The following is a 16,221-nucleotide window of genomic DNA, read 5'->3' on the forward strand; positions in this document are numbered from 1 at the left end:
CGAGTCACTTGTCGTCGTCGGAGTCGCGCTCCAGGCGGGCGCGCGTCTCCTCCGGCGTCTCGACGCTCGGTTCGGCCGGAGCGTCGCCGGACGGCTCGCGCTCGTCGAGCGGCGTCACGGGCGTCTGCGGCGCCGGCTCGTCCGTGACGACGCGCAGGATCGCCTGGGAGTGGACGTCGATGACGACGCCCGGGGCGACCTCGATGCGCGCGGGCCGGTCCAGGTTCTCCGCGTCGAACTCGACGATGGTCCCGTAGAGCCCGCCCTGAAGGAGCACGCGGGCACCGGGGACGCTCTCGCGCTGCTTCTCCTCCTGTTCCGCCTTCATCTTCTGGTTCCGCTTGCGCGTCGAGAAGATCATGAAGACGAGGAGGAGGGCCAGTACGAAGAAGAGGCCGTACTGGGAGAGGAAGGTCATGAAGGCGTTGTCCATGCGAGTGCGTGGCCTTTCAGCGCGTGCGCGCCGCCCTTGGCGGGCATCGGGGAACGAGGGGTGAAGTCTTCAGCGATTATAGGTCATCGAACAACGCGGCCCCCTCGGGATGCGCCACGCCCAGGTGCGCATACGCCGCGGGCATCGCGATCCGGCCTCGCGGCGTGCGCCCCATGAAGCCGATCCGCACCAGGTACGGCTCGACCACGCTCTCGACGGTGTCCGCCTCCTCGCCGACGGAGACGGACAACGTGCTGAGCCCCACCGGCCCGCCGCGGAAGCGGCGCACCAGGGCGTCCAGCACCGCCCGGTCGAGACGGTCGAGCCCCAACGGGTCGACGTCGTACAGCTCGAGCGCGGCACGGACGTCCTCGATCGTGGCGGCGTCTCCCCCGCCGTGCACCAGGGCGTAGTCGCGCACGCGCCGCAGCAGTCGGTTCGCGATGCGCGGGGTGCCCCGGGAGCGGCGGGCGATCTCCGCACGCGCCGCCGACGGCACCTGCACGCCCATCACCACCGCCGACCGCTCGACGACCTGTTCCAGCTCATCGGCCTCGTAGTACTCCAGGTGGGCGGTGAAGCCGAACCGGTCGCGCAGCGGGTTGGGCAGGAGGCCCGAACGGGTCGTCGCGCCCACGAGCGTGAACGGCGCGAGCTCCAGGGGGATGCTCGTCGCGCCGGCGCCCTTGCCCACCATGATGTCGATCCGGAAGTCCTCCATCGCGAGGTACAGCATCTCCTCCGCGGAGCGCGCCATGCGATGGATCTCGTCGATGAAGAGCACCTCGCCCGGGGTCAGGCTGGACAGCAGCGCGGCGAGATCCCCCGCGTGCTGGATCGCCGGGCCGCTCGAGAGCCGGAGCGAACGCCCGCTCTCGTGCGCGACGATCATCGCGAGCGTGGTCTTGCCCAGTCCGGGAGGCCCCGAGAGCAGGATGTGATCCGCCGGCCGGCTCTGGATCCGGGCGGCCTCCAGCAGCAGCTTCATCTGCCCGCGCACCTTCTGCTGGCCGACGAACTCCTCGAGGCTGGTGGGCCGCAGCGCCCCCTCCATCGCCAGCTCGATCTCGTCGACGGCCTCGCCCACGTCGCGCGGATCAGCCACGGCCGCTCCCCGGTCCGGGCTGCTGGGCCGGCCCGAGCGTCGCCAGCGTCCGCCGGAGCAACAGCGAGACGGAACCGAGCTCGGTGGCGCTGGCGCCGTCGGTGCTCTGCGCGGCCGCCTCCGCGGCGACCTTCTCCGACCACCCCAGCCCCACGAGCGCCGCCACCAGCTGCTGCACGATCTCCGTGGGCGCGGACGAGGCGGCCGGCGCGGGAGCCGGTGGCGCGAGCTTGCCCGCCAGCTGGACGACGATCAGCTTCGCGGTTTTCGGCCCGATTCCGGACACGCGACGGAACGGCGCGTCGTCGTCGTCCGCCACGGCCGCGGCGATCTGGTCGACGGAGAGGTGCGAGAGCACGCCGAGCGCGGACTTCGGCCCCACGCCGGTGACGCTGAGGAGGTGCCCGAACACCTCTAGCTCGGTCGCCTCCGCGAAGCCGAACAGCGACAGGGAGTCCTCCCGAACGATGAGCGAGGTGTGCAGCAGGATCTGCTCGCCCACCCGCGCCGTGTGGGCGACGTCGCCGGGGACCGCGACCGAGAACCCGACGCCGCCGACCTCGACGACGACCGAATCGGAGGCGGTGGCCAGGACGGTGCCACGCAAGGAGGAGATCATCGTCCCAGTCTAGGCCCGGGCTCGTACGTATGTTCGAGCGACACGCTCCGCCTCGGCCCAGGCCTTCTGGGCGGGCGTCGCGGCGACGTCGGATCCGGTCGCCGCCCCCCGCCGCCACGCGTGGCAGAGGGCGATCGCGAGAGCGTCCGCCGCGTCGGCCGGCTGAGGCGGCGCGTCGAGGCGGAGGATGCGGGCGATCATCGCCTGCACCTGCTTCTTGTCCGCGGACCCGTATCCCGTCACCGCCGCCTTCACCTCGCTGGGTGTGTGCGTGGCCGCCGGGAGGCCCGCCTCGGCCGCCACGAGCAGCGCCACGCCGCTCGCCTGCGCCGTTCCCATCACCGTCTGCCGGTTCTGCTGGGCGAACACCCGCTCCACGGCCACCGCATCCGGACGATGCACGGCCACGACCTCGCGGATGCCGGCGGCGACGGCGGCCAGACGTTCGCCGATCGGGGCGTCCACCGGGGTTCGGATGACGCCGACGTGCACCAGCGTGCCGCGGCGCCGCGCATCGACGTCGACGATGCCCACACCGCAACGGGTGAGACCGGGGTCGATGCCGAGGACGCGTCTGCTCACCGTCCCAGGCTAGGCGCGCTGCCGCCCGTGGGGGCGACGGCGCGCCCGTAGCGGTCGTCCGGATCGCACGCCGCGCGGTCCCGACGGATCCGAGGTCCGCCGCGTCGCCTCCGCGTCAGTCGTCGTTCTCGAGCTCGGCCTGCACCTCGGGCGTGAGGTCGAAGTTGCTGAAGACGTTCTGCACGTCGTCGCTGTCCTCGAGCGCGTCGATGAGGCGGAACACCTTCCGGGCCGTCTCGGCGTCGACCTCGACCTTGAGGTTCGGCACGAACTCGACGTCGGCGGACTCGTATTCGATGCCCGCCTCCTGGAGCGCGGTGCGGACGGCGACCAGATCCGTCGCCTCGGTGATGACCTCGAACCCCTCGGCGTGCGGCTCGACCTCCTCGGCGCCGGCCTCCAGCACTGCCATCATCACATCGTCCTCGGTGGTCCCCTCGGAGCCCACGACGATGACGCCCTTGCGGGTGAAGTTGTAGGCGACGCTGCCGGGGTCGGCGAGCGTGCCGCCGTTGCGGGTGAGCGCCGTGCGCACCTCTGCGGCCGCGCGGTTCTTGTTGTCGGTCAGACACTCGATCATCAGCGCGACGCCGTTCGGGCCGTAGCCCTCGTACATGATCGAGGTGTACTCGACGGCCTCGCCGCCGATGCCCGCGCCGCGCTTGATGGCACGGTCGATGTTGTCCTTCGGGACCGAGGTCTTCTTCGCCTTCAGAACGGCGTCGAAGAGGGTCGGGTTGCCCTGGAGGTCGGGGCCGCCGAGCTTGGCCGCCACCTCGATGTTCTTGATGAGCTTCGCCCACGACTTCGCACGGCGCGCGTCGATGACCGCTTTCTTGTGCTTGGTCGTGGCCCACTTGGAATGCCCGGACATAGATCTCCGCTCGTCTTCGGCCTGCGGGTCCGCCCGCAGGGCGTCGTCCATTCTAAAACGTCCGGGCGCGCCGTGCGGGGATCCCGGGGTCATGACGGAAACCGAGCACTCGTCCGGTCCGTCATAGGATCGCGGGATGCGCATGGGTGCCGAACGTCTGCGACCGGAGTGGAGTGCTCTCCCGGAGGGGCTGCGTGCGCGGATCCTCGCGGCCCTCGGCGGGGCCTATGTCTCGGACGCACCCGCACACGGCGGATTCAGCGCCACCTACGCCGGCGTCGTCCGCACGACCGGGGGCGTCGGCTTCGTCAAGGCGACCGGCCATGGCGGCCACGCCGACTCCCGGGACTTCCTCCGGCAGGAGATCGCCGTCCTCACCCGGACGGAGGTGTCGACCGCTCCGGGCTTGCGAGCCGGGATCGACGACGACGTGGGGATCGCCCTCGTGACGGAGGCGACCGACGGCGTTCATCCGGGGTCCCCCTGGACGCCGGCCCAGCTCCACGCCGTCGCCGAGGCCCTGCGCACCGTGGCCGAGTCGCCCGCGCCGGCGGGGCTTCCCGAGGCCGCCGCGTCGATGGCTCCCCGCTTCCTCCGCTGGGACCGGATCTCGGCGGACGCAGAGGTGCGACAGGGTCTTCCGGACGCGGTGCGGCGACGCCTCCCGGACCTCGTCCGCATGGAGCAGCGGTTCCCGGAGGCCGTGACCGGGACACGCCTCGTGCACGGCGATCCGCGCGCCGACAACATCCTTCTCCAGGGCACACGCGCTCGCCTCCTCGACTGGCCGCATGCCCTGGCCGGCGCGCCGTGGCTCGACCTCCCCCTCCTTCTGCCTTCGGTGGAGGCGGGCGGCGGGCCGCGGTGCGAAGAGGCGTGGGAGATCTTCCGGCAGCACGGCGCACCGGCCCCGTCGGAGCTCCTGCCGATGATCTCCGCCTTCGCCTCGTTCCTGTGGTTCGAACAGGCGCAGGCGGAGATCCCCGACCTGCCCGGGCTGCGCGCGTTCCAGCGGGCGCAGGCGGTGCCCGCCCTGCGCTGGATCGGCGACCTGCTCTGACCCCGGTCCGGAACGCTCGTCAGGCGGCCGCGCGGACCTGATCGAGGAAGCGCCGGTGGAACCAGGTCTCGCCATTCATCTCGGGATGGAAGCTCGTGCCCAGGAGGGCTCCCTGCGCGACCGCGACGACCCGGCCGCCGGGGAGCGCGGCGAGGACGTGCGCGCGGGACCCGACATCCGTGACGAGCGGGGCGCGGATGAAGGTCGCCGGCACCGGTGCCGGCGCGCCGTCGACCTCCAGCAGCGTCTCGAAGGACTCGACCTGCGCGCCGAACGCGTTGCGGGCCACCGTGACGTCGAGGCCCCCGAAGGTGCGTTGACCGTCGCTCCCTCCGGTGATCCTGTCGGCGAGCAGGATGAGCCCGGCGCACGTCCCGTACATCGGCATCCCCGCCCGGACGGCGGCGCGGATCGGGCCGTCCAGGCCGAACGTGCGCGACAGCTTGTCGATGACGCTGGATTCGCCGCCAGGGAGCACCAGCCCCTGCACCAGGGCGAGATCGGCGGGACGCCGCACGAGGACGACCTCCGCGCCGAGCGCGCGCAGCACCGCCGCGTGCTCGCGGACGTCGCCCTGGAGCGCGAGGACTCCGACGACCGGTGCGGTCACCGCGTCACCAGCCGCGCTCGGCCAGCCGGTGCGGCGCCGGCAGGTCGGACACGTTGATGCCGACCATCGCCTCGCCGAGGCCCCGGGACGCGGCGGCGATCGCTGCGGCGTCGTCGTACGCGGCGGTGGCCGTGACGATGGCGGCGGCGCGCGCTGCAGGATCTCCCGATTTGAAGATCCCGGACCCGACGAAGACGCCGTCCGCTCCGAGCTGCATCATCATCGCGGCGTCGGCGGGCGTCGCCACTCCCCCGGCGACGAACATCACGACGGGCAGCCGCCCGGCGGCCGCGACCTCGGCGACGAGCTCATAGGGCGCCTGGAGCTCTTTGGCAGCGACGAAGAGCTCGTCCTCGGCGAGCGATCCGAGACGGGCGATCTCGCTGCGGATCGTGCGGATGTGCTTCATCGCCTCGGAGACGTCGCCCGTGCCGGCCTCGCCCTTGGAGCGGATCATCGCCGCCCCCTCCGTGATCCGCCGCAGCGCCTCGCCCAGATTCGTGGCACCGCAGACGAACGGCACTTCGAAGCGCCACTTGTCGATGTGGTTGACGTAGTCCGCCGGCGAGAGCACCTCCGACTCGTCGATGTAGTCGACGCCCAGCTCCTGGAGCACCTGGGCCTCGACGAAGTGGCCGATCCGCGCCTTCGCCATGACCGGAATCGAGACCGCGTCGATGATGCCGTCGATGAGGTCCGGGTCGCTCATCCGTGCCACGCCGCCCTGCGCGCGGATGTCCGCGGGGACCCGCTCCAGGGCCATGACGGCGACGGCGCCCGCGTCCTCCGCGATCTTCGCCTGGTCCGCGGTGACCACGTCCATGATCACCCCACCCTTGAGCATCTCCGCGAGCCCCCGCTTCACACGAGAGGTCCCGGTCGTCGTCTGATCTGCGCTCTCATTTGTCATAGGCCAAAGCATAGCTTGACTGCAGCGCACCATGCCACGCGACAGACAGATCACGGAATGTGCGGCGACGACGCTCACGAGATGCGAGGATCGGAGGATGAGCATCCTCTCGATCCAGTCCGCGGTCGCGTACGGCCACGTCGGCAACTCCGCCGCGGTCTTCCCTCTCCAGCGCATCGGCGTGGAGGTGCTGCCGGTCTACACGGTGAACTTCTCCAACCACACCGGGTACGGAGCGTGGCGCGGCCCCCTGATCTCCCCCGAGGACGTGCACGAAGTCATCCTCGGGATCGAGGAACGCGGCGCGTTCGCGGGCGTGGACGCCGTACTCTCCGGCTATCAGGGCGGCGAGGGCATCGGGGACGTGATCATCGACGCGGTCGCCAGGGTGAAGGCCGCCAACCCGTCGGCGGTGTACGCGTGCGACCCGGTGATGGGCAACGCCAAGTCCGGCTGCTTCGTCGCCCCGGCGATCCCGGATCTGCTGCGCGACCGGGTCGTCCCGGTCGCGGACATCATCACGCCGAATCAGTTCGAGCTCGGATACCTCACCGGCACGCAGCCGGACACGCTGGAGTCCACGCTGGCCTCCGTGGACGCGGCGAGGGCCATGGGGCCGCGCACCGTGCTCGTCACGAGCGTGGAGCGCCCCGACCGCCCCGAGGGGACGATCGAGATGCTCGCGGCGGACGACGACGGCGCCTGGCTCGTGCGCACCCCGCACCTGCCGATGAAGGCGAACGGCTCCGGCGACGTCACCGCCGCGCTGTTCACCGCGCACTATGTGCGCAGCGCCTCCGCGGCCGAGGCGCTCCGCAAGACGGTGTCGAGCGTCTTCGACCTCCTGAGGACGACCCTGGACGCCGGCGCCCGCGAGCTGCAGCTCATCGAGGCGCAGGACTTCTACGCGAACCCCCGCGAGCAGTTCGAGGTCGTCAAGGTCCGCTGACCCCCGCCCCGGCGACGCGCGCGGGTCAGCGGGGCCAGGCGGCGGCCAGCGTGTGCCGGACCTCGCCGAGCAGCTGCGGCAACGCCTTCGTCTTGGCGATGATCGGGAAGAAGTTCGCGTCCGACGTCCACCGCGGCACGACGTGCTGGTGCAGGTGGGCGTCGACGCCTGCGCCGGCGACCGCGCCCTGGTTCATGCCGATGTTGAACCCGTCGCAGCGGGAGACCTCGCGGAGCACGCGCATCGCCGTCTGGGTCAGGTCGCCGATCTCCGCGACCTCCTCCTCGGTCGCCTGGTCGTACGTCGCGATGTGCCGGTACGGACAGACCAGGACGTGGCCGGAGTTGTACGGGAACAGGTTCAGCAGCACGTACGCGGTCTCGCCGCGGGCCACGATCAGACGCTCGGCGTCCTCGTGCTTCGGCGCCTCGCAGAACGGGCACTCCTCGCGCAGCGGCTCGGGCCCGGCCTGGATGTACGCCATGCGGTGCGGGGTCCACAGTCGCTGGAACTCGTCCGGGACCCCCGCGAGGTGCGCGGCGTCCTCCGCGGGCGCCGCGGCCGGACCGTACGGCCCCTGGTCGGTCGCCCGGTCGGTCACGCCGAAGCCCCCTCCGGCCGCAGATCAGCGGCGGAGGAGACCAGCGCGTGGGCCTCGATCGCCCCGCGGACGAGCTCCACGGCGTCCGACAGCGGGACGCCGTTCTCCTGCGAGCCGTCGCGGAAGCGGAACGACACCGTGCCGGCCGCACGGTCCTGTTCTCCGGCGATGAGGATGAGCGGGACCTTGCCCGTGGTGTGCGTGCGGATCTTCTTCTGCATGCGGTCGTCGGAGTGGTCGACCTCGGCGCGGACGCCCGCAGCGCGGAGAGCCGCCACCGCGTCGTCCAGGTAGTCCGCGTACTCGTCGGCCACCGGCACGCCGACGACCTGGACGGGGGCGAGCCAGAGCGGGAAGTCACCGGCGTAGTGCTCCAGCAGGATCGCGAAGAACCGCTCGATCGAGCCGAACAGCGCGCGGTGGATCATGATCGGACGCTTCTTCTCGCCGTCCCGGTCCGTGAACTCCAGTTCGAACCGCTCCGGAAGGTTGAAGTCGAGCTGCACGGTCGACAGCTGCCACGAGCGGCCGATGGCGTCCGTGACCTTGAGGTCGATCTTCGGGCCGTAGAACGCGGCCTCGCCCGGCTCCTCGATGAGTTCGAGGCCGGTGGCGAGGGCGACCCGACGCAGTGCGTCGGTCGCCGTCTCCCAGACGTCCTCCTCGCCGATCCACTTCGACTTCTCGTCGTCGCGCATCGACAGCTCCAGGCGGAAGTCGCTCAGCCCGAAGTCCTTCAGCAGCGACAGGACGAACTCGAGGACCTTCGTCGTCTCCGCCTCGAGCTGGTCGGGAGTGACGAACAGGTGCGCGTCGTCCTGCGTGAAGCCGCGGACGCGCGTGAGCCCGTGCAGGGCTCCCGAGAGCTCGTTGCGATAGACGGTCCCGTTCTCCGCCAGCCGGAGCGGGAGGTCGCGGTAGCTCCGCGCGCGCTCCTTGTAGATGAGGATGTGCATGGGGCAGTTCATCGGCTTCAGGTAATAGTCGACGCCCTGCTTGGTGACGTTGCCCTCGTCGTCGCGCTCCTCGTCCATGCGGATCGGCGGCCAGATGCCGTCCGCGTACGTGACGAGGTGGTTGGAGGTGACGAAGAGGTCCTTCTTCGTGATGTGCGGGGTGTAGACGTAGCTGTACCCTTCGGCGATGTGCCGACGACGGGCGTGCTGCTCCATCTCGCCGCGGACGATGCCTCCGCGCGGATGCCACACGGACAGGCCGGATCCGATCTCGTCGGGGAAGGAGAACAGGTCGAGCTCACGGCCCAGGCGCCGGTGGTCGCGCTTGGCCGCCTCCTCGAGGCGGTGCTGATACGCGCGCAGCTCGTCCTTGCTCGGCCACGCGGTGCCGTAGATGCGCTGCAGCTGCGGGTTCTTCTCGCTGCCCCGCCAGTACGCCGCCGCGATCCGCGTCAGATCCCAGCCGTTGCCGATCATGCGGGTGTTCGGCAGGTGCGGGCCGCGGCACAGGTCCTTCCAGACGACCTCGCCGTCCTTCGTGACGTTGTCGTAGATCGTGAGCTCCCCCTCGCCGACCTCGACCGAGGCGCCTTCCGCGGCGGACGGGCTCTTCAGCCCGATGAGCTCCAGCTTGAACGGCTCGTCGGCGAGCTCGGCATGCGCCTCCTCGTCGGACACGACACGGCGGACGAACCGCTGCCCCTCCCGGACGATCCGCTGCATCTCCTTGGAGATCGCCTTGACGTCCTCAGGGGTGAAAGGCGTGTCCACGCCGAAGTCGTAGTAGAACCCGTCGGTGATCGGCGGACCGATCCCGAGGTTCGCCTGGGGCTTGATCCGCTGGACGGCCTGCGCCAGGACGTGCGCGGTGGAATGGCGCAGGATGTTCAGTCCGTCCGGGCTGTCGATCGTGACGGGTTCGACCGCGTCCGTGTCCGCGACCGTCGTGGCGAGGTCCTTGAGCTCGCCGTTGACGCGCAGGGCGACGACGGAACGATCGGGGAACAGGGCGAAGCCGTCGCGGGTGCTCGGCTGGGCGTTCTCAGGCACAGACACTCTCCATCCAGGGTCGCCTCTAGGCTACTCGCATGAGCAGCACCACCCCGACGGGACGCGAGCACCGCCTGCGCCGGATGATCGGCCGTGATCCGGAAGAGGCGCACCGCGCCGCGAGCCCCCTGGAGCTCCTCTACGACCTCACCCTGGTCGTCGCCTTCAGCCAGGCCGGCACCCAGATGGCGCACCTCCTGGAGGTCGGGCACTTCGGCGCGGCCGTCGGTGCCTTCGCCTTCGCCATGTTCGCCATCTGCTGGGCGTGGATCAACTACACGTGGCTCTCGTCGGCGTTCGACAACGACGACGTCTTCTTCCGGCTCGCCACGATGGTCCAGATGATGGGCGTGCTCATCATGGCGCTCGGCATGCCCGCGCTGTTCCACTCCATCGACGAGGGGGTGCACGTGGACAACGCGATCGTGGTCGCCGGCTACGTCGTCATGCGCCTGTCCACCCTCGCGCTGTGGCTGCGGGCTGCCGCGCACAATCCGGGGCTCCGCCGCACGGCGCTGACGTACTCCGCTCTGATCGCGGTGGCGCAGGTGTACTGGATCGTCCTCATCTTCATCAACCCGCCCATGGGCGTGACCATCGCGCTCACCCTCGTGGTGGCGGTGTTCGAGATGGCGATCCCGGTGATCGCCGAACGCCTCAAAGGCGCCACCCCGTGGCACCCGCACCACATCGCGGAGCGGTACAGCCTGCTCGTCATCATCGCGCTCGGCGAGGTCGTGCTCGGCACCATCCTTGCCATCTCGGCCGTCGTCGAGGACCAGGGCTGGACCGTGGAGGCGGCTCTGGTGGCGTTCGGCGGGACGGCGCTCGCCTTCGCCCTGTGGTGGGTCTACTTCACCATGCCCTCCGGTGAGGTCCTCGCCCGGCATCGCGAGCGCGGCTTCGCGTGGGGCTACGGCCACATCGTGCTGTTCGGCGCCATCGCGGCCGCGGGCGCCGGCCTCCACGTGGCGGCCTTCGTGATCGAGGACAAGGCCCACATCGACCACGCCGCAGCGATCCTCACCCTCGTCATCCCCGTCGCCGTCTTCACGACCGCGCTGTTCGTCCTCTACTCGGTGCTGCTGCGGCAGGTGGACACGCTTCACCTGTGGCTCTTCGTCGGGGCGCTGGCCGCACTCGCCGTCGCCGTCGCCGCGGTGGCCGGCGGGGCGAGCTTCGGCACCGGCATCCTGCTCACGGTCCTCGCGCCCGTCGTCGTTATCGTCGGCTACGAGACCGTGGGGCACCGCCACCAGGCGGAGGCCGTCGCCCGGATCGTCGAGGCGCCGCGGGCCTCATAACGCCTCCCCCGGATCGAGTCAATCCCTTCGACGCCGACGGTCCGCCCCGGCATCGTGGGCTGCGACCACCGAAGGACGGATGAGGAGGCTCCCATGAGTGCCGGCGACAAGATGAAGCACACCGCTGAGAAGGTCGGCGGGAAGGTGAAGGAAGGCGTCGGGAAGGTCACCGACAACGAGGACCTCGAGCGCGAGGGCCAGGCCGACCAGGCGAAGGCGAACCTGAAGAAGGCCGGAGACGACCTCAAGGACGTCGTCGACGAGTAAGACGGACCGAGGGGCGGGGAGGCGGGCTCAGGTCCGCCTCCCCGCCCCTCGGGGTCTGTGCGCGGGTGCGGGGTCGACGACCTCGCGCCCGTGGTTCTCAGGTGCTGTTCCGTCCGGACATCGCGCGGATCAGCCAGGCGATGACCGTCAGGGCGAGCAGCACCAGCCCCACCCACAGCAGGAAGTTCAGCGACTGCACGAACCCGCCGGTGAAAGCCAGGATCACGGCGATGATCGCGATGACGATGAGAAGGATGTTCATGTCGTCGGCTCCTCTCGGCGAACGCGTCTGCGTCACCGGTCCCCACGCTAGAAGGCCCCGATCCGCTCATGGAGGGGCTTGACGACCGGGCCGCTCCCCCGCTAGCGCTCGTCCGCCCGCGGATCAGGAGAAGACCGTGATGCCGTACAGCGCGAACACGAGCAGATGCGCGGCGCCGTGGAGGGCGGTGAGGCGGCGTCCCGCCACCGTGGCGACGGACAGCAGCAGCGTGACGCCGAGCAGGGCGAGATTGACCGGCGTCTCCGCCAGAACGACCTGCTGGCCGGTGAGGAGACCGATCGCCAGCACGGCCGGGATCGTGAGCCCGACCGTCGAGACGAGGGCACCGTGGCAGAGGTTGCTGACGCGCTGCATCTCGCCCGTGACCGCCGCACGGATCGTGGTGATCGTCTCCGGGAGGAAGACGATCATCGCGATGAGGATCCCCGACAGAGCCACCGGCGCGCCCGCTCTGTCCAGGCCGTCGTCGAGCAGAGCCGCCATGTCGTGGGACAGCAGGACGATCGGGATCACGGTGATGATCAGGACGAGGGCGCGCGCCACGAGCTCCCCCCGGTGCGCGGAGACGACGGCGGCGAGCGTCTGCGGCCGACCGGGGACGGCTGCGACCGCCGCTGACCCCACCTCCTGGAAGTCCCCGCTCTGCGCGCCGGTCTGGCGCGCGAGGAAGAAGGCGTAGAGCAGGACCGTCATCACGAGGACGGGCACGGCCTGAGCGGGTGCGTACGCTCCCCCTTCGCCGATGAGTCCGGGGACGGCGAAGGCGGCCGCCAACAGCACGATGAGCACGGCGAGATAGGCGGAGGCGCCGGTGCGATTGAGTCGGAGGTCGCCGCGACGAAGGCCGCCCACGACGAGCGCCGCGCCGAAGACGAGGTTCAGGATGATCATCGACACGGCCATCACGGAGTCGCGGGCGATCGTGGTGTGCTCGCCAGGGCCGAGCATGACGGCTGAGATCAGGATGACCTCGATCAGCACGATCGACAGCGTGAGGACCAGCGTCCCGTAGGGATCGCCGAGACGGTGCGCGAGATGCTCGGCCTCCGTGACCACGCCGAACGCACAGACGACGATGATGCCGACGATCGCGGCGAGGACTGTCCAGAGCACAAGTGTGGGCAGCCCCTCGGCGAGCACCGGGGCCAGCAGCGTGACGACGAGATAGCCTCCCCAGCCGACCGCGAGTCTGAGGATCGCGGTCGGCGTGAGGACGGTGCGGAGAGAGGACGCAGACGTGGTGGACACGGGTGATCAGCCGATCTGCGAGGCCGTCCCCGCTTCGGACCACTCCGCCGGGTCGTCCCGTCGGTGTCTTTCACAGTGCACGAAAACCCCCGGGAGACCGGGGGTTTTCTTCTGTGCGCGATACTGGGATCGAACCAGTGACCTCTTCCGTGTCAGGGAAGCGCGCTACCGCTGCGCCAATCGCGCCCATGGGCTATTCAGTTGTGCGGAGAGGTGGCGACGGGATTCGAACCCGTGTAAACGGCTTTGCAGGCCGGTGCCTAGCCTCTCGGCCACGCCACCGCGAGGTGGATTCGAACCCACATGCCGAAACCCCCGAAGGGGCTCCTGCACTCGAGCGGATGACGAGACTCGAACTCGCGACCCTCACCTTGGCAAGGTGATGCGCTACCAACTGCGCTACATCCGCATTTCGTTCCCGGCGTCCCGGGCACTTCAAATACATTAGCCGAGGATCGGCGCTTCGCCAAACCGGCCCGGGTCGTCGGGCGTGTCCCGCAGCCTCCTGCACTGTCGGCGCTCACCGCCGCCGTCCTCCCCTCCCCGAGCGCGCGGCGGCACGCCCGGGACGCGGGCCTGGTCGGCGCACCGCCCGGGATCGGGTATGCTCAATACCTGTGCCGCACGGCACCACAACTCCACACGGGCGATTGGCGCAGTTGGTAGCGCGCTTCCTTCACACGGAAGAGGTCATCAGTTCGAGTCTGGTATCGCCCACCACGCAGAAAGCCCGCTCGGCACATGCCGAGCGGGCTTCGTCGTCCTCAGTCCGGCTCACGCCCGTCGACCGGCGCGCCGGGCAGGTCGAGTTCGTCGGGATCGACGTCGACGTCACCGGTGTCGTCCGGCCCGCCCGTACCCGGGACGGCGCGGACGTCCTCCTCCGGGATGTCCGGATCGACGGTGCCGGGAAGCGGATCCCGCTGCTTCTGGGCGGTCTCCGTCTCACTCCCCGGGCTGTAGCTCATGTCCTTCCGGAGCGCCTCGTCCTCGGTGAGCGGTCGCGATCGCGCCGTCTCCGCCCGCGTCGAGTCCGCAGCGTCCGGGTTCTCACGTTCGGCCTCCATGCGCTCGACGCTAGGCGTCACAGCGGGCGGGGTCCGCCCCCTTGACAGCGAGGAGATCGGCCGGTGTCTGTCAACCCCCGTCCTCCGGTGCCCGCACGGCCGTATCGTCCCGGACGCGCGGGCCTTCCCCATCCGCGCAGGAGAACGACACGATGCGCCCATTCCGAGCCCTGCACCACGCCGTCACGGCCGCGAGCGGAGGACTCCACCGGGCGATCCGTCCCGCACGTCTGCTCCTCGCGGCGAAGGCGGCGGTGGCCGTCGCCATCGCCTGGTCCATCGCTCCCCTGGTCCCGGGGTCAGCCGACGACTATCCGTATTACGCCCCTCTGGGTGCGCTCATCAGCATGTACCCCACGTTGATGGGGTCGCTGCGATCCGGTGTGCAGACGCTCCTCGGACTCGCGGTCGGCATCGGGCTCTCTGTCGTGATGGTCCTCACCATCGGCCCCAGCGTCTGGACGATCGGACTCGCCGTCGGTCTCGGCGTCCTTCTCTCGGGCACCGGGTGGTTCGGCTCGGGGAGCGAGTACCTGCCGATCGCCGCCCTGTTCGTGCTGCTTCTCGGCCGGGGAGACCCCGACGGCTACTCCCTCGGCAATGTCACGCAGACCGCACTCGGCATCGCGGTGGGCCTCGTGATCAACCTCGTCATCCCGCCTGCGCCGCTCGTCGCGCAAGCCGAGGGACGCGTGCAGCACTTCCAACGGGATCTCGCCCAGCACCTCGACGACATCGCCGACGCGGTGGCGGGATCCTGGCCGCCGGAGCAGGCCGGATGGGCGCGGGACTCCCGGGCCCTCGCCGAGACCGGACGCTCGTTGCACGACGCGCTCGCCGAGGCCGACGACAGCCGACGAGCCAACCCCCGCGCCTGGCTCCGTCACCACGACAGCCGCGCCGTCCACGAGCGTCTCGCCCTGCTCGACGAGGTCGCGCACCAGATCCGGGACATCGCCGGCTGCCTCGGGGACACCGTTCTGGGCCGTGGAGCCGCCCTGCCGCTCAATCCGTCCCTCGTCCCGCCGTTGTCCGGCGCCTGCCGCGCCGTCGCGGAGGTCGTGCGCGAGGCGGACCCCGGTAGCCCTTCCGCGGACACGGACGCACGCCGCGCCGCTGAAGACGCCGTCCTGCGCCTGCGCCGCATCGTGGCCACGGAGAGCATCGCGGCGGCCGAGGTGTCCGGCCCGGGCGTGCTGTCGGCGATGCACCTCGAGCGCATCCTGCAGCTCACGGCGGCTCGGGACGCCGACGAGGAGGAACCGTGACCGCGCTCAGATCCGTCGCCATCGGTCGTCGGCGATGCTGGCGCCCGCCTGCGGTCCCATCTGCAGCATCCCGCCGTCCACGACGACGGAGGTGCCGCTCACGTACCCGCCCTGCGAGGACGCCAGGAAGGCGATGAGGGCGGCGACCTCCCGTGCGTCGCCCGGTCGCCCGAGCGGTATCCCCGGACGCTCCTCGGTCCAGGGATCCCCGTCCGCCTGGTCCGTCATCGGGGTCGCGATCTCCCCGGGCGCGACGCTGACGGACGTGATGCCGTGCTCCCCCAGTTCCAGCGCGAGGTTCTTCATCAGGCCGTCCAGACCGTGCTTGGCCGCGTCGTACGCGCTCGATCCGACCATCGGCTGATGGGCGTGCACGCTCGTCACCGCGATGAGCCGGCCTCCGCGCCCGGCGGAGACCATCGCGCGGGCGGCGCGCTGCAGGCACACGAACGCGCCCGTGAGGTCCGTGTCGACGACGCGGTTCCACTCGTCGAGGGTGAGCTCCAGAACCGGCGTCCGGGTCCCCGCGCCGGCGTTGTTCACGAAGACGTCGATCCCGCCGAGCTCGTCGATCATCCCGTCCACCACCTCTCCGCATCGGGAGAGGTCGCTCACGTCGAGGTGCGCGACTACGGCGCGGGCGCCATGACCGCGCACCTCCGCCGCCGTGCGCTCGGCGCCCTCGCGATCCGAGCGCCAGGTGACGCCGACGTCCATTCCCGCCGCCGCCAGCGCCACCGCGGTGGCGCGGCCGATGCCCGAGTCGGATCCCGTGACGATCGCACGTCGCGGCTCGAAGTGCTTCCCCCGCGCGGGACTCACGGCAGGTCCTCGACGTCGATCGTGTCGGAGTCCTCGTCCTCGTCGGTTTCCTCCTCGTCTCCGACCGGGTCTTCGCCGACCTGTCGAGCCACGAGGTCGTCGGGAACGTCCGCCCGTTCGTCCTCGGGCAGTCGCGGGTCCTCGGGCAGTCGCGAATCGCTCATCCTCGTCCTCCTTCGTCCGCCGCCCGGCGGCTCCGGGCGTGGTTCCGAG

At 70.6% G+C, this 16,221-nt stretch carries 19 protein-coding genes and 4 tRNA genes; 6 read left to right on the forward strand and 17 right to left on the reverse strand.

Features of this window, described 5'->3' with window-relative positions:
* Nucleotides 1-4 precede the first annotated feature (4 nt).
* From K8F61_RS04500 to K8F61_RS04520, 5 genes are all read right to left on the reverse strand, one after another.
* Entirely contained in the window at nt 5-418 is a 414-nt protein-coding gene (locus K8F61_RS04500; protein WP_067243043.1) for a preprotein translocase subunit YajC, read from the reverse strand.
* 91 nt (nt 419-509) lie between these two features.
* Nucleotides 510-1,538 (reverse strand): Holliday junction branch migration DNA helicase RuvB, encoded by a 1,029-nt coding sequence (gene ruvB / locus K8F61_RS04505; protein WP_231820820.1) that lies wholly within the window; start codon nt 1,536-1,538, stop codon nt 510-512.
* Nucleotides 1,531-2,157: a Holliday junction branch migration protein RuvA gene (gene ruvA / locus K8F61_RS04510; RefSeq protein WP_231820821.1), complete on the reverse strand. Its 627-nt coding sequence runs from the start codon at nt 2,155-2,157 to the stop codon at nt 1,531-1,533. Before ruvA ends, ruvB begins: the two co-directional genes overlap by 8 nt.
* A 9-nt stretch (nt 2,158-2,166) precedes the next feature.
* Nucleotides 2,167-2,739, reverse strand: a complete 573-nt coding sequence (gene ruvC / locus K8F61_RS04515) for a crossover junction endodeoxyribonuclease RuvC (protein ID WP_067242983.1) — start codon at nt 2,737-2,739, stop codon at nt 2,167-2,169.
* A gap of 115 nt (nt 2,740-2,854) precedes the next feature.
* Nucleotides 2,855-3,613 carry a YebC/PmpR family DNA-binding transcriptional regulator gene (locus K8F61_RS04520; protein WP_231821514.1) on the reverse strand — a complete coding sequence of 253 codons (759 nt, stop codon included), beginning with the start codon at nt 3,611-3,613 and terminating at the stop codon, nt 2,855-2,857.
* Between the two features lie 136 nt (nt 3,614-3,749).
* Between K8F61_RS04520 and K8F61_RS04525 the strand changes: the two genes are divergently transcribed.
* On the forward strand, nt 3,750-4,673 hold the full coding sequence (locus tag K8F61_RS04525; RefSeq protein WP_231820822.1) for a phosphotransferase: 924 nt from the start codon (nt 3,750-3,752) through the stop codon (nt 4,671-4,673).
* Nucleotides 4,674-4,692: 19 nt separating this feature from the next.
* Here K8F61_RS04525 and pdxT read toward each other — a convergent pair whose 3' ends face one another.
* Nucleotides 4,693-5,283 carry a pyridoxal 5'-phosphate synthase glutaminase subunit PdxT gene (gene pdxT, locus K8F61_RS04530; protein ID WP_231820823.1) on the reverse strand — a complete coding sequence of 197 codons (591 nt, stop codon included), beginning with the start codon at nt 5,281-5,283 and terminating at the stop codon, nt 4,693-4,695.
* Between the two features lie 4 nt (nt 5,284-5,287).
* Nucleotides 5,288-6,193, reverse strand: coding sequence for a pyridoxal 5'-phosphate synthase lyase subunit PdxS (gene pdxS, locus K8F61_RS04535; RefSeq protein WP_231820824.1), 906 nt, complete (start codon nt 6,191-6,193; stop codon nt 5,288-5,290).
* Between the two features lie 97 nt (nt 6,194-6,290).
* On the opposite strand from pdxS, the gene pdxY reads away from it, so the two are divergent.
* A complete protein-coding gene (gene pdxY / locus K8F61_RS04540; RefSeq protein ID WP_231820825.1) occupies nt 6,291-7,142 on the forward strand; it encodes a pyridoxal kinase PdxY in 852 nt (283 codons plus the stop codon).
* Nucleotides 7,143-7,167: 25 nt separating this feature from the next.
* On the opposite strand, the gene K8F61_RS04545 is transcribed toward pdxY, so the two are convergent.
* Nucleotides 7,168-7,743 carry an HIT family protein gene (locus K8F61_RS04545; RefSeq protein WP_231820826.1) on the reverse strand — a complete coding sequence of 192 codons (576 nt, stop codon included), beginning with the start codon at nt 7,741-7,743 and terminating at the stop codon, nt 7,168-7,170.
* On the reverse strand, nt 7,740-9,749 hold the full coding sequence (gene thrS, locus K8F61_RS04550) for a threonine--tRNA ligase (protein ID WP_231820827.1): 2,010 nt from the start codon (nt 9,747-9,749) through the stop codon (nt 7,740-7,742). The genes K8F61_RS04545 and thrS overlap by 4 nt, the downstream gene beginning before the upstream one ends.
* Nucleotides 9,750-9,787: 38 nt before the next feature.
* On the opposite strand from thrS, the gene K8F61_RS04555 reads away from it, so the two are divergent.
* Together K8F61_RS04555 and K8F61_RS04560 are read left to right on the forward strand one after the other, a co-directional pair.
* A complete protein-coding gene (locus K8F61_RS04555) occupies nt 9,788-11,053 on the forward strand; it encodes a low temperature requirement protein A (protein ID WP_231820828.1) in 1,266 nt (421 codons plus the stop codon).
* A 93-nt stretch (nt 11,054-11,146) separates the two neighbouring features.
* Nucleotides 11,147-11,320 (forward strand): CsbD family protein, encoded by a 174-nt coding sequence (locus K8F61_RS04560; protein ID WP_067242998.1) that lies wholly within the window; start codon nt 11,147-11,149, stop codon nt 11,318-11,320.
* A gap of 97 nt (nt 11,321-11,417) precedes the next feature.
* Here the strand turns inward: K8F61_RS04560 and K8F61_RS04565 are convergent, their stop codons facing one another.
* From K8F61_RS04565 to K8F61_RS04585, 5 genes are all read right to left on the reverse strand, one after another.
* On the reverse strand, nt 11,418-11,582 hold the full coding sequence (locus tag K8F61_RS04565; RefSeq protein ID WP_169797637.1) for a hypothetical protein: 165 nt from the start codon (nt 11,580-11,582) through the stop codon (nt 11,418-11,420).
* A gap of 123 nt (nt 11,583-11,705) precedes the next feature.
* Nucleotides 11,706-12,851, reverse strand: a complete 1,146-nt coding sequence (locus tag K8F61_RS04570) for a calcium:cation antiporter (protein WP_231820829.1) — start codon at nt 12,849-12,851, stop codon at nt 11,706-11,708.
* A 114-nt stretch (nt 12,852-12,965) separates the two neighbouring features.
* Nucleotides 12,966-13,037, reverse strand: a tRNA-Val gene (locus K8F61_RS04575).
* Nucleotides 13,038-13,062: 25 nt separating this feature from the next.
* Nucleotides 13,063-13,133 (reverse strand) — tRNA-Cys (locus K8F61_RS04580).
* 54 nt (nt 13,134-13,187) lie between these two features.
* A tRNA-Gly gene (locus K8F61_RS04585) sits at nt 13,188-13,260 on the reverse strand.
* 235 nt (nt 13,261-13,495) lie between these two features.
* On the opposite strand from K8F61_RS04585, the gene K8F61_RS04590 reads away from it, so the two are divergent.
* A tRNA-Val gene (locus K8F61_RS04590) sits at nt 13,496-13,571 on the forward strand.
* A 44-nt stretch (nt 13,572-13,615) separates the two neighbouring features.
* On the opposite strand, the gene K8F61_RS04595 is transcribed toward K8F61_RS04590, so the two are convergent.
* Entirely contained in the window at nt 13,616-13,918 is a 303-nt protein-coding gene (locus K8F61_RS04595) for a hypothetical protein (protein ID WP_231820830.1), read from the reverse strand.
* Nucleotides 13,919-14,070: 152 nt separating this feature from the next.
* On the opposite strand from K8F61_RS04595, the gene K8F61_RS04600 reads away from it, so the two are divergent.
* Complete coding sequence (locus K8F61_RS04600; RefSeq protein ID WP_231820831.1) at nt 14,071-15,186, forward strand: FUSC family protein; 1,116 nt, start codon at nt 14,071-14,073, stop codon at nt 15,184-15,186.
* A 6-nt stretch (nt 15,187-15,192) separates the two neighbouring features.
* On the opposite strand, the gene K8F61_RS04605 is transcribed toward K8F61_RS04600, so the two are convergent.
* Nucleotides 15,193-16,008 carry an SDR family oxidoreductase gene (locus tag K8F61_RS04605; RefSeq protein ID WP_231820832.1) on the reverse strand — a complete coding sequence of 272 codons (816 nt, stop codon included), beginning with the start codon at nt 16,006-16,008 and terminating at the stop codon, nt 15,193-15,195.
* Nucleotides 16,005-16,172: a hypothetical protein gene (locus K8F61_RS04610; RefSeq protein WP_231820833.1), complete on the reverse strand. Its 168-nt coding sequence runs from the start codon at nt 16,170-16,172 to the stop codon at nt 16,005-16,007. The genes K8F61_RS04605 and K8F61_RS04610 overlap by 4 nt, the downstream gene beginning before the upstream one ends.
* Nucleotides 16,173-16,221: the final 49 nt, after the last annotated feature.

The sequence above is a fragment of the Microbacterium resistens genome (assembly GCF_021172025.1).
In the GTDB taxonomy this organism is placed as follows: domain Bacteria; phylum Actinomycetota; class Actinomycetes; order Actinomycetales; family Microbacteriaceae; genus Microbacterium; species Microbacterium resistens.

Coding starts and splice junctions, on each gene's coding strand:
- K8F61_RS04500 (WP_067243043.1), bottom strand. CDS start 418: ATGACCTTCCTCTCCCAGTACGGCCTCTTCTTCGTACTGGCCCTCCTC.
- ruvA (WP_231820821.1), bottom strand. CDS start 2,157: ATGATCTCCTCCTTGCGTGGCACCGTCCTGGCCACCGCCTCCGATTCG.
- K8F61_RS04520 (WP_231821514.1), bottom strand. CDS start 3,613: ATGTCCGGGCATTCCAAGTGGGCCACGACCAAGCACAAGAAAGCGGTC.
- K8F61_RS04525 (WP_231820822.1), top strand. CDS start 3,750: ATGCGCATGGGTGCCGAACGTCTGCGACCGGAGTGGAGTGCTCTCCCG.
- pdxS (WP_231820824.1), bottom strand. CDS start 6,193: ATGACAAATGAGAGCGCAGATCAGACGACGACCGGGACCTCTCGTGTG.
- pdxY (WP_231820825.1), top strand. CDS start 6,291: ATGAGCATCCTCTCGATCCAGTCCGCGGTCGCGTACGGCCACGTCGGC.
- K8F61_RS04555 (WP_231820828.1), top strand. CDS start 9,788: ATGAGCAGCACCACCCCGACGGGACGCGAGCACCGCCTGCGCCGGATG.
- K8F61_RS04560 (WP_067242998.1), top strand. CDS start 11,147: ATGAGTGCCGGCGACAAGATGAAGCACACCGCTGAGAAGGTCGGCGGG.
- K8F61_RS04565 (WP_169797637.1), bottom strand. CDS start 11,582: ATGAACATCCTTCTCATCGTCATCGCGATCATCGCCGTGATCCTGGCT.
- K8F61_RS04595 (WP_231820830.1), bottom strand. CDS start 13,918: ATGGAGGCCGAACGTGAGAACCCGGACGCTGCGGACTCGACGCGGGCG.
- K8F61_RS04600 (WP_231820831.1), top strand. CDS start 14,071: ATGCGCCCATTCCGAGCCCTGCACCACGCCGTCACGGCCGCGAGCGGA.
- K8F61_RS04610 (WP_231820833.1), bottom strand. CDS start 16,172: ATGAGCGATTCGCGACTGCCCGAGGACCCGCGACTGCCCGAGGACGAA.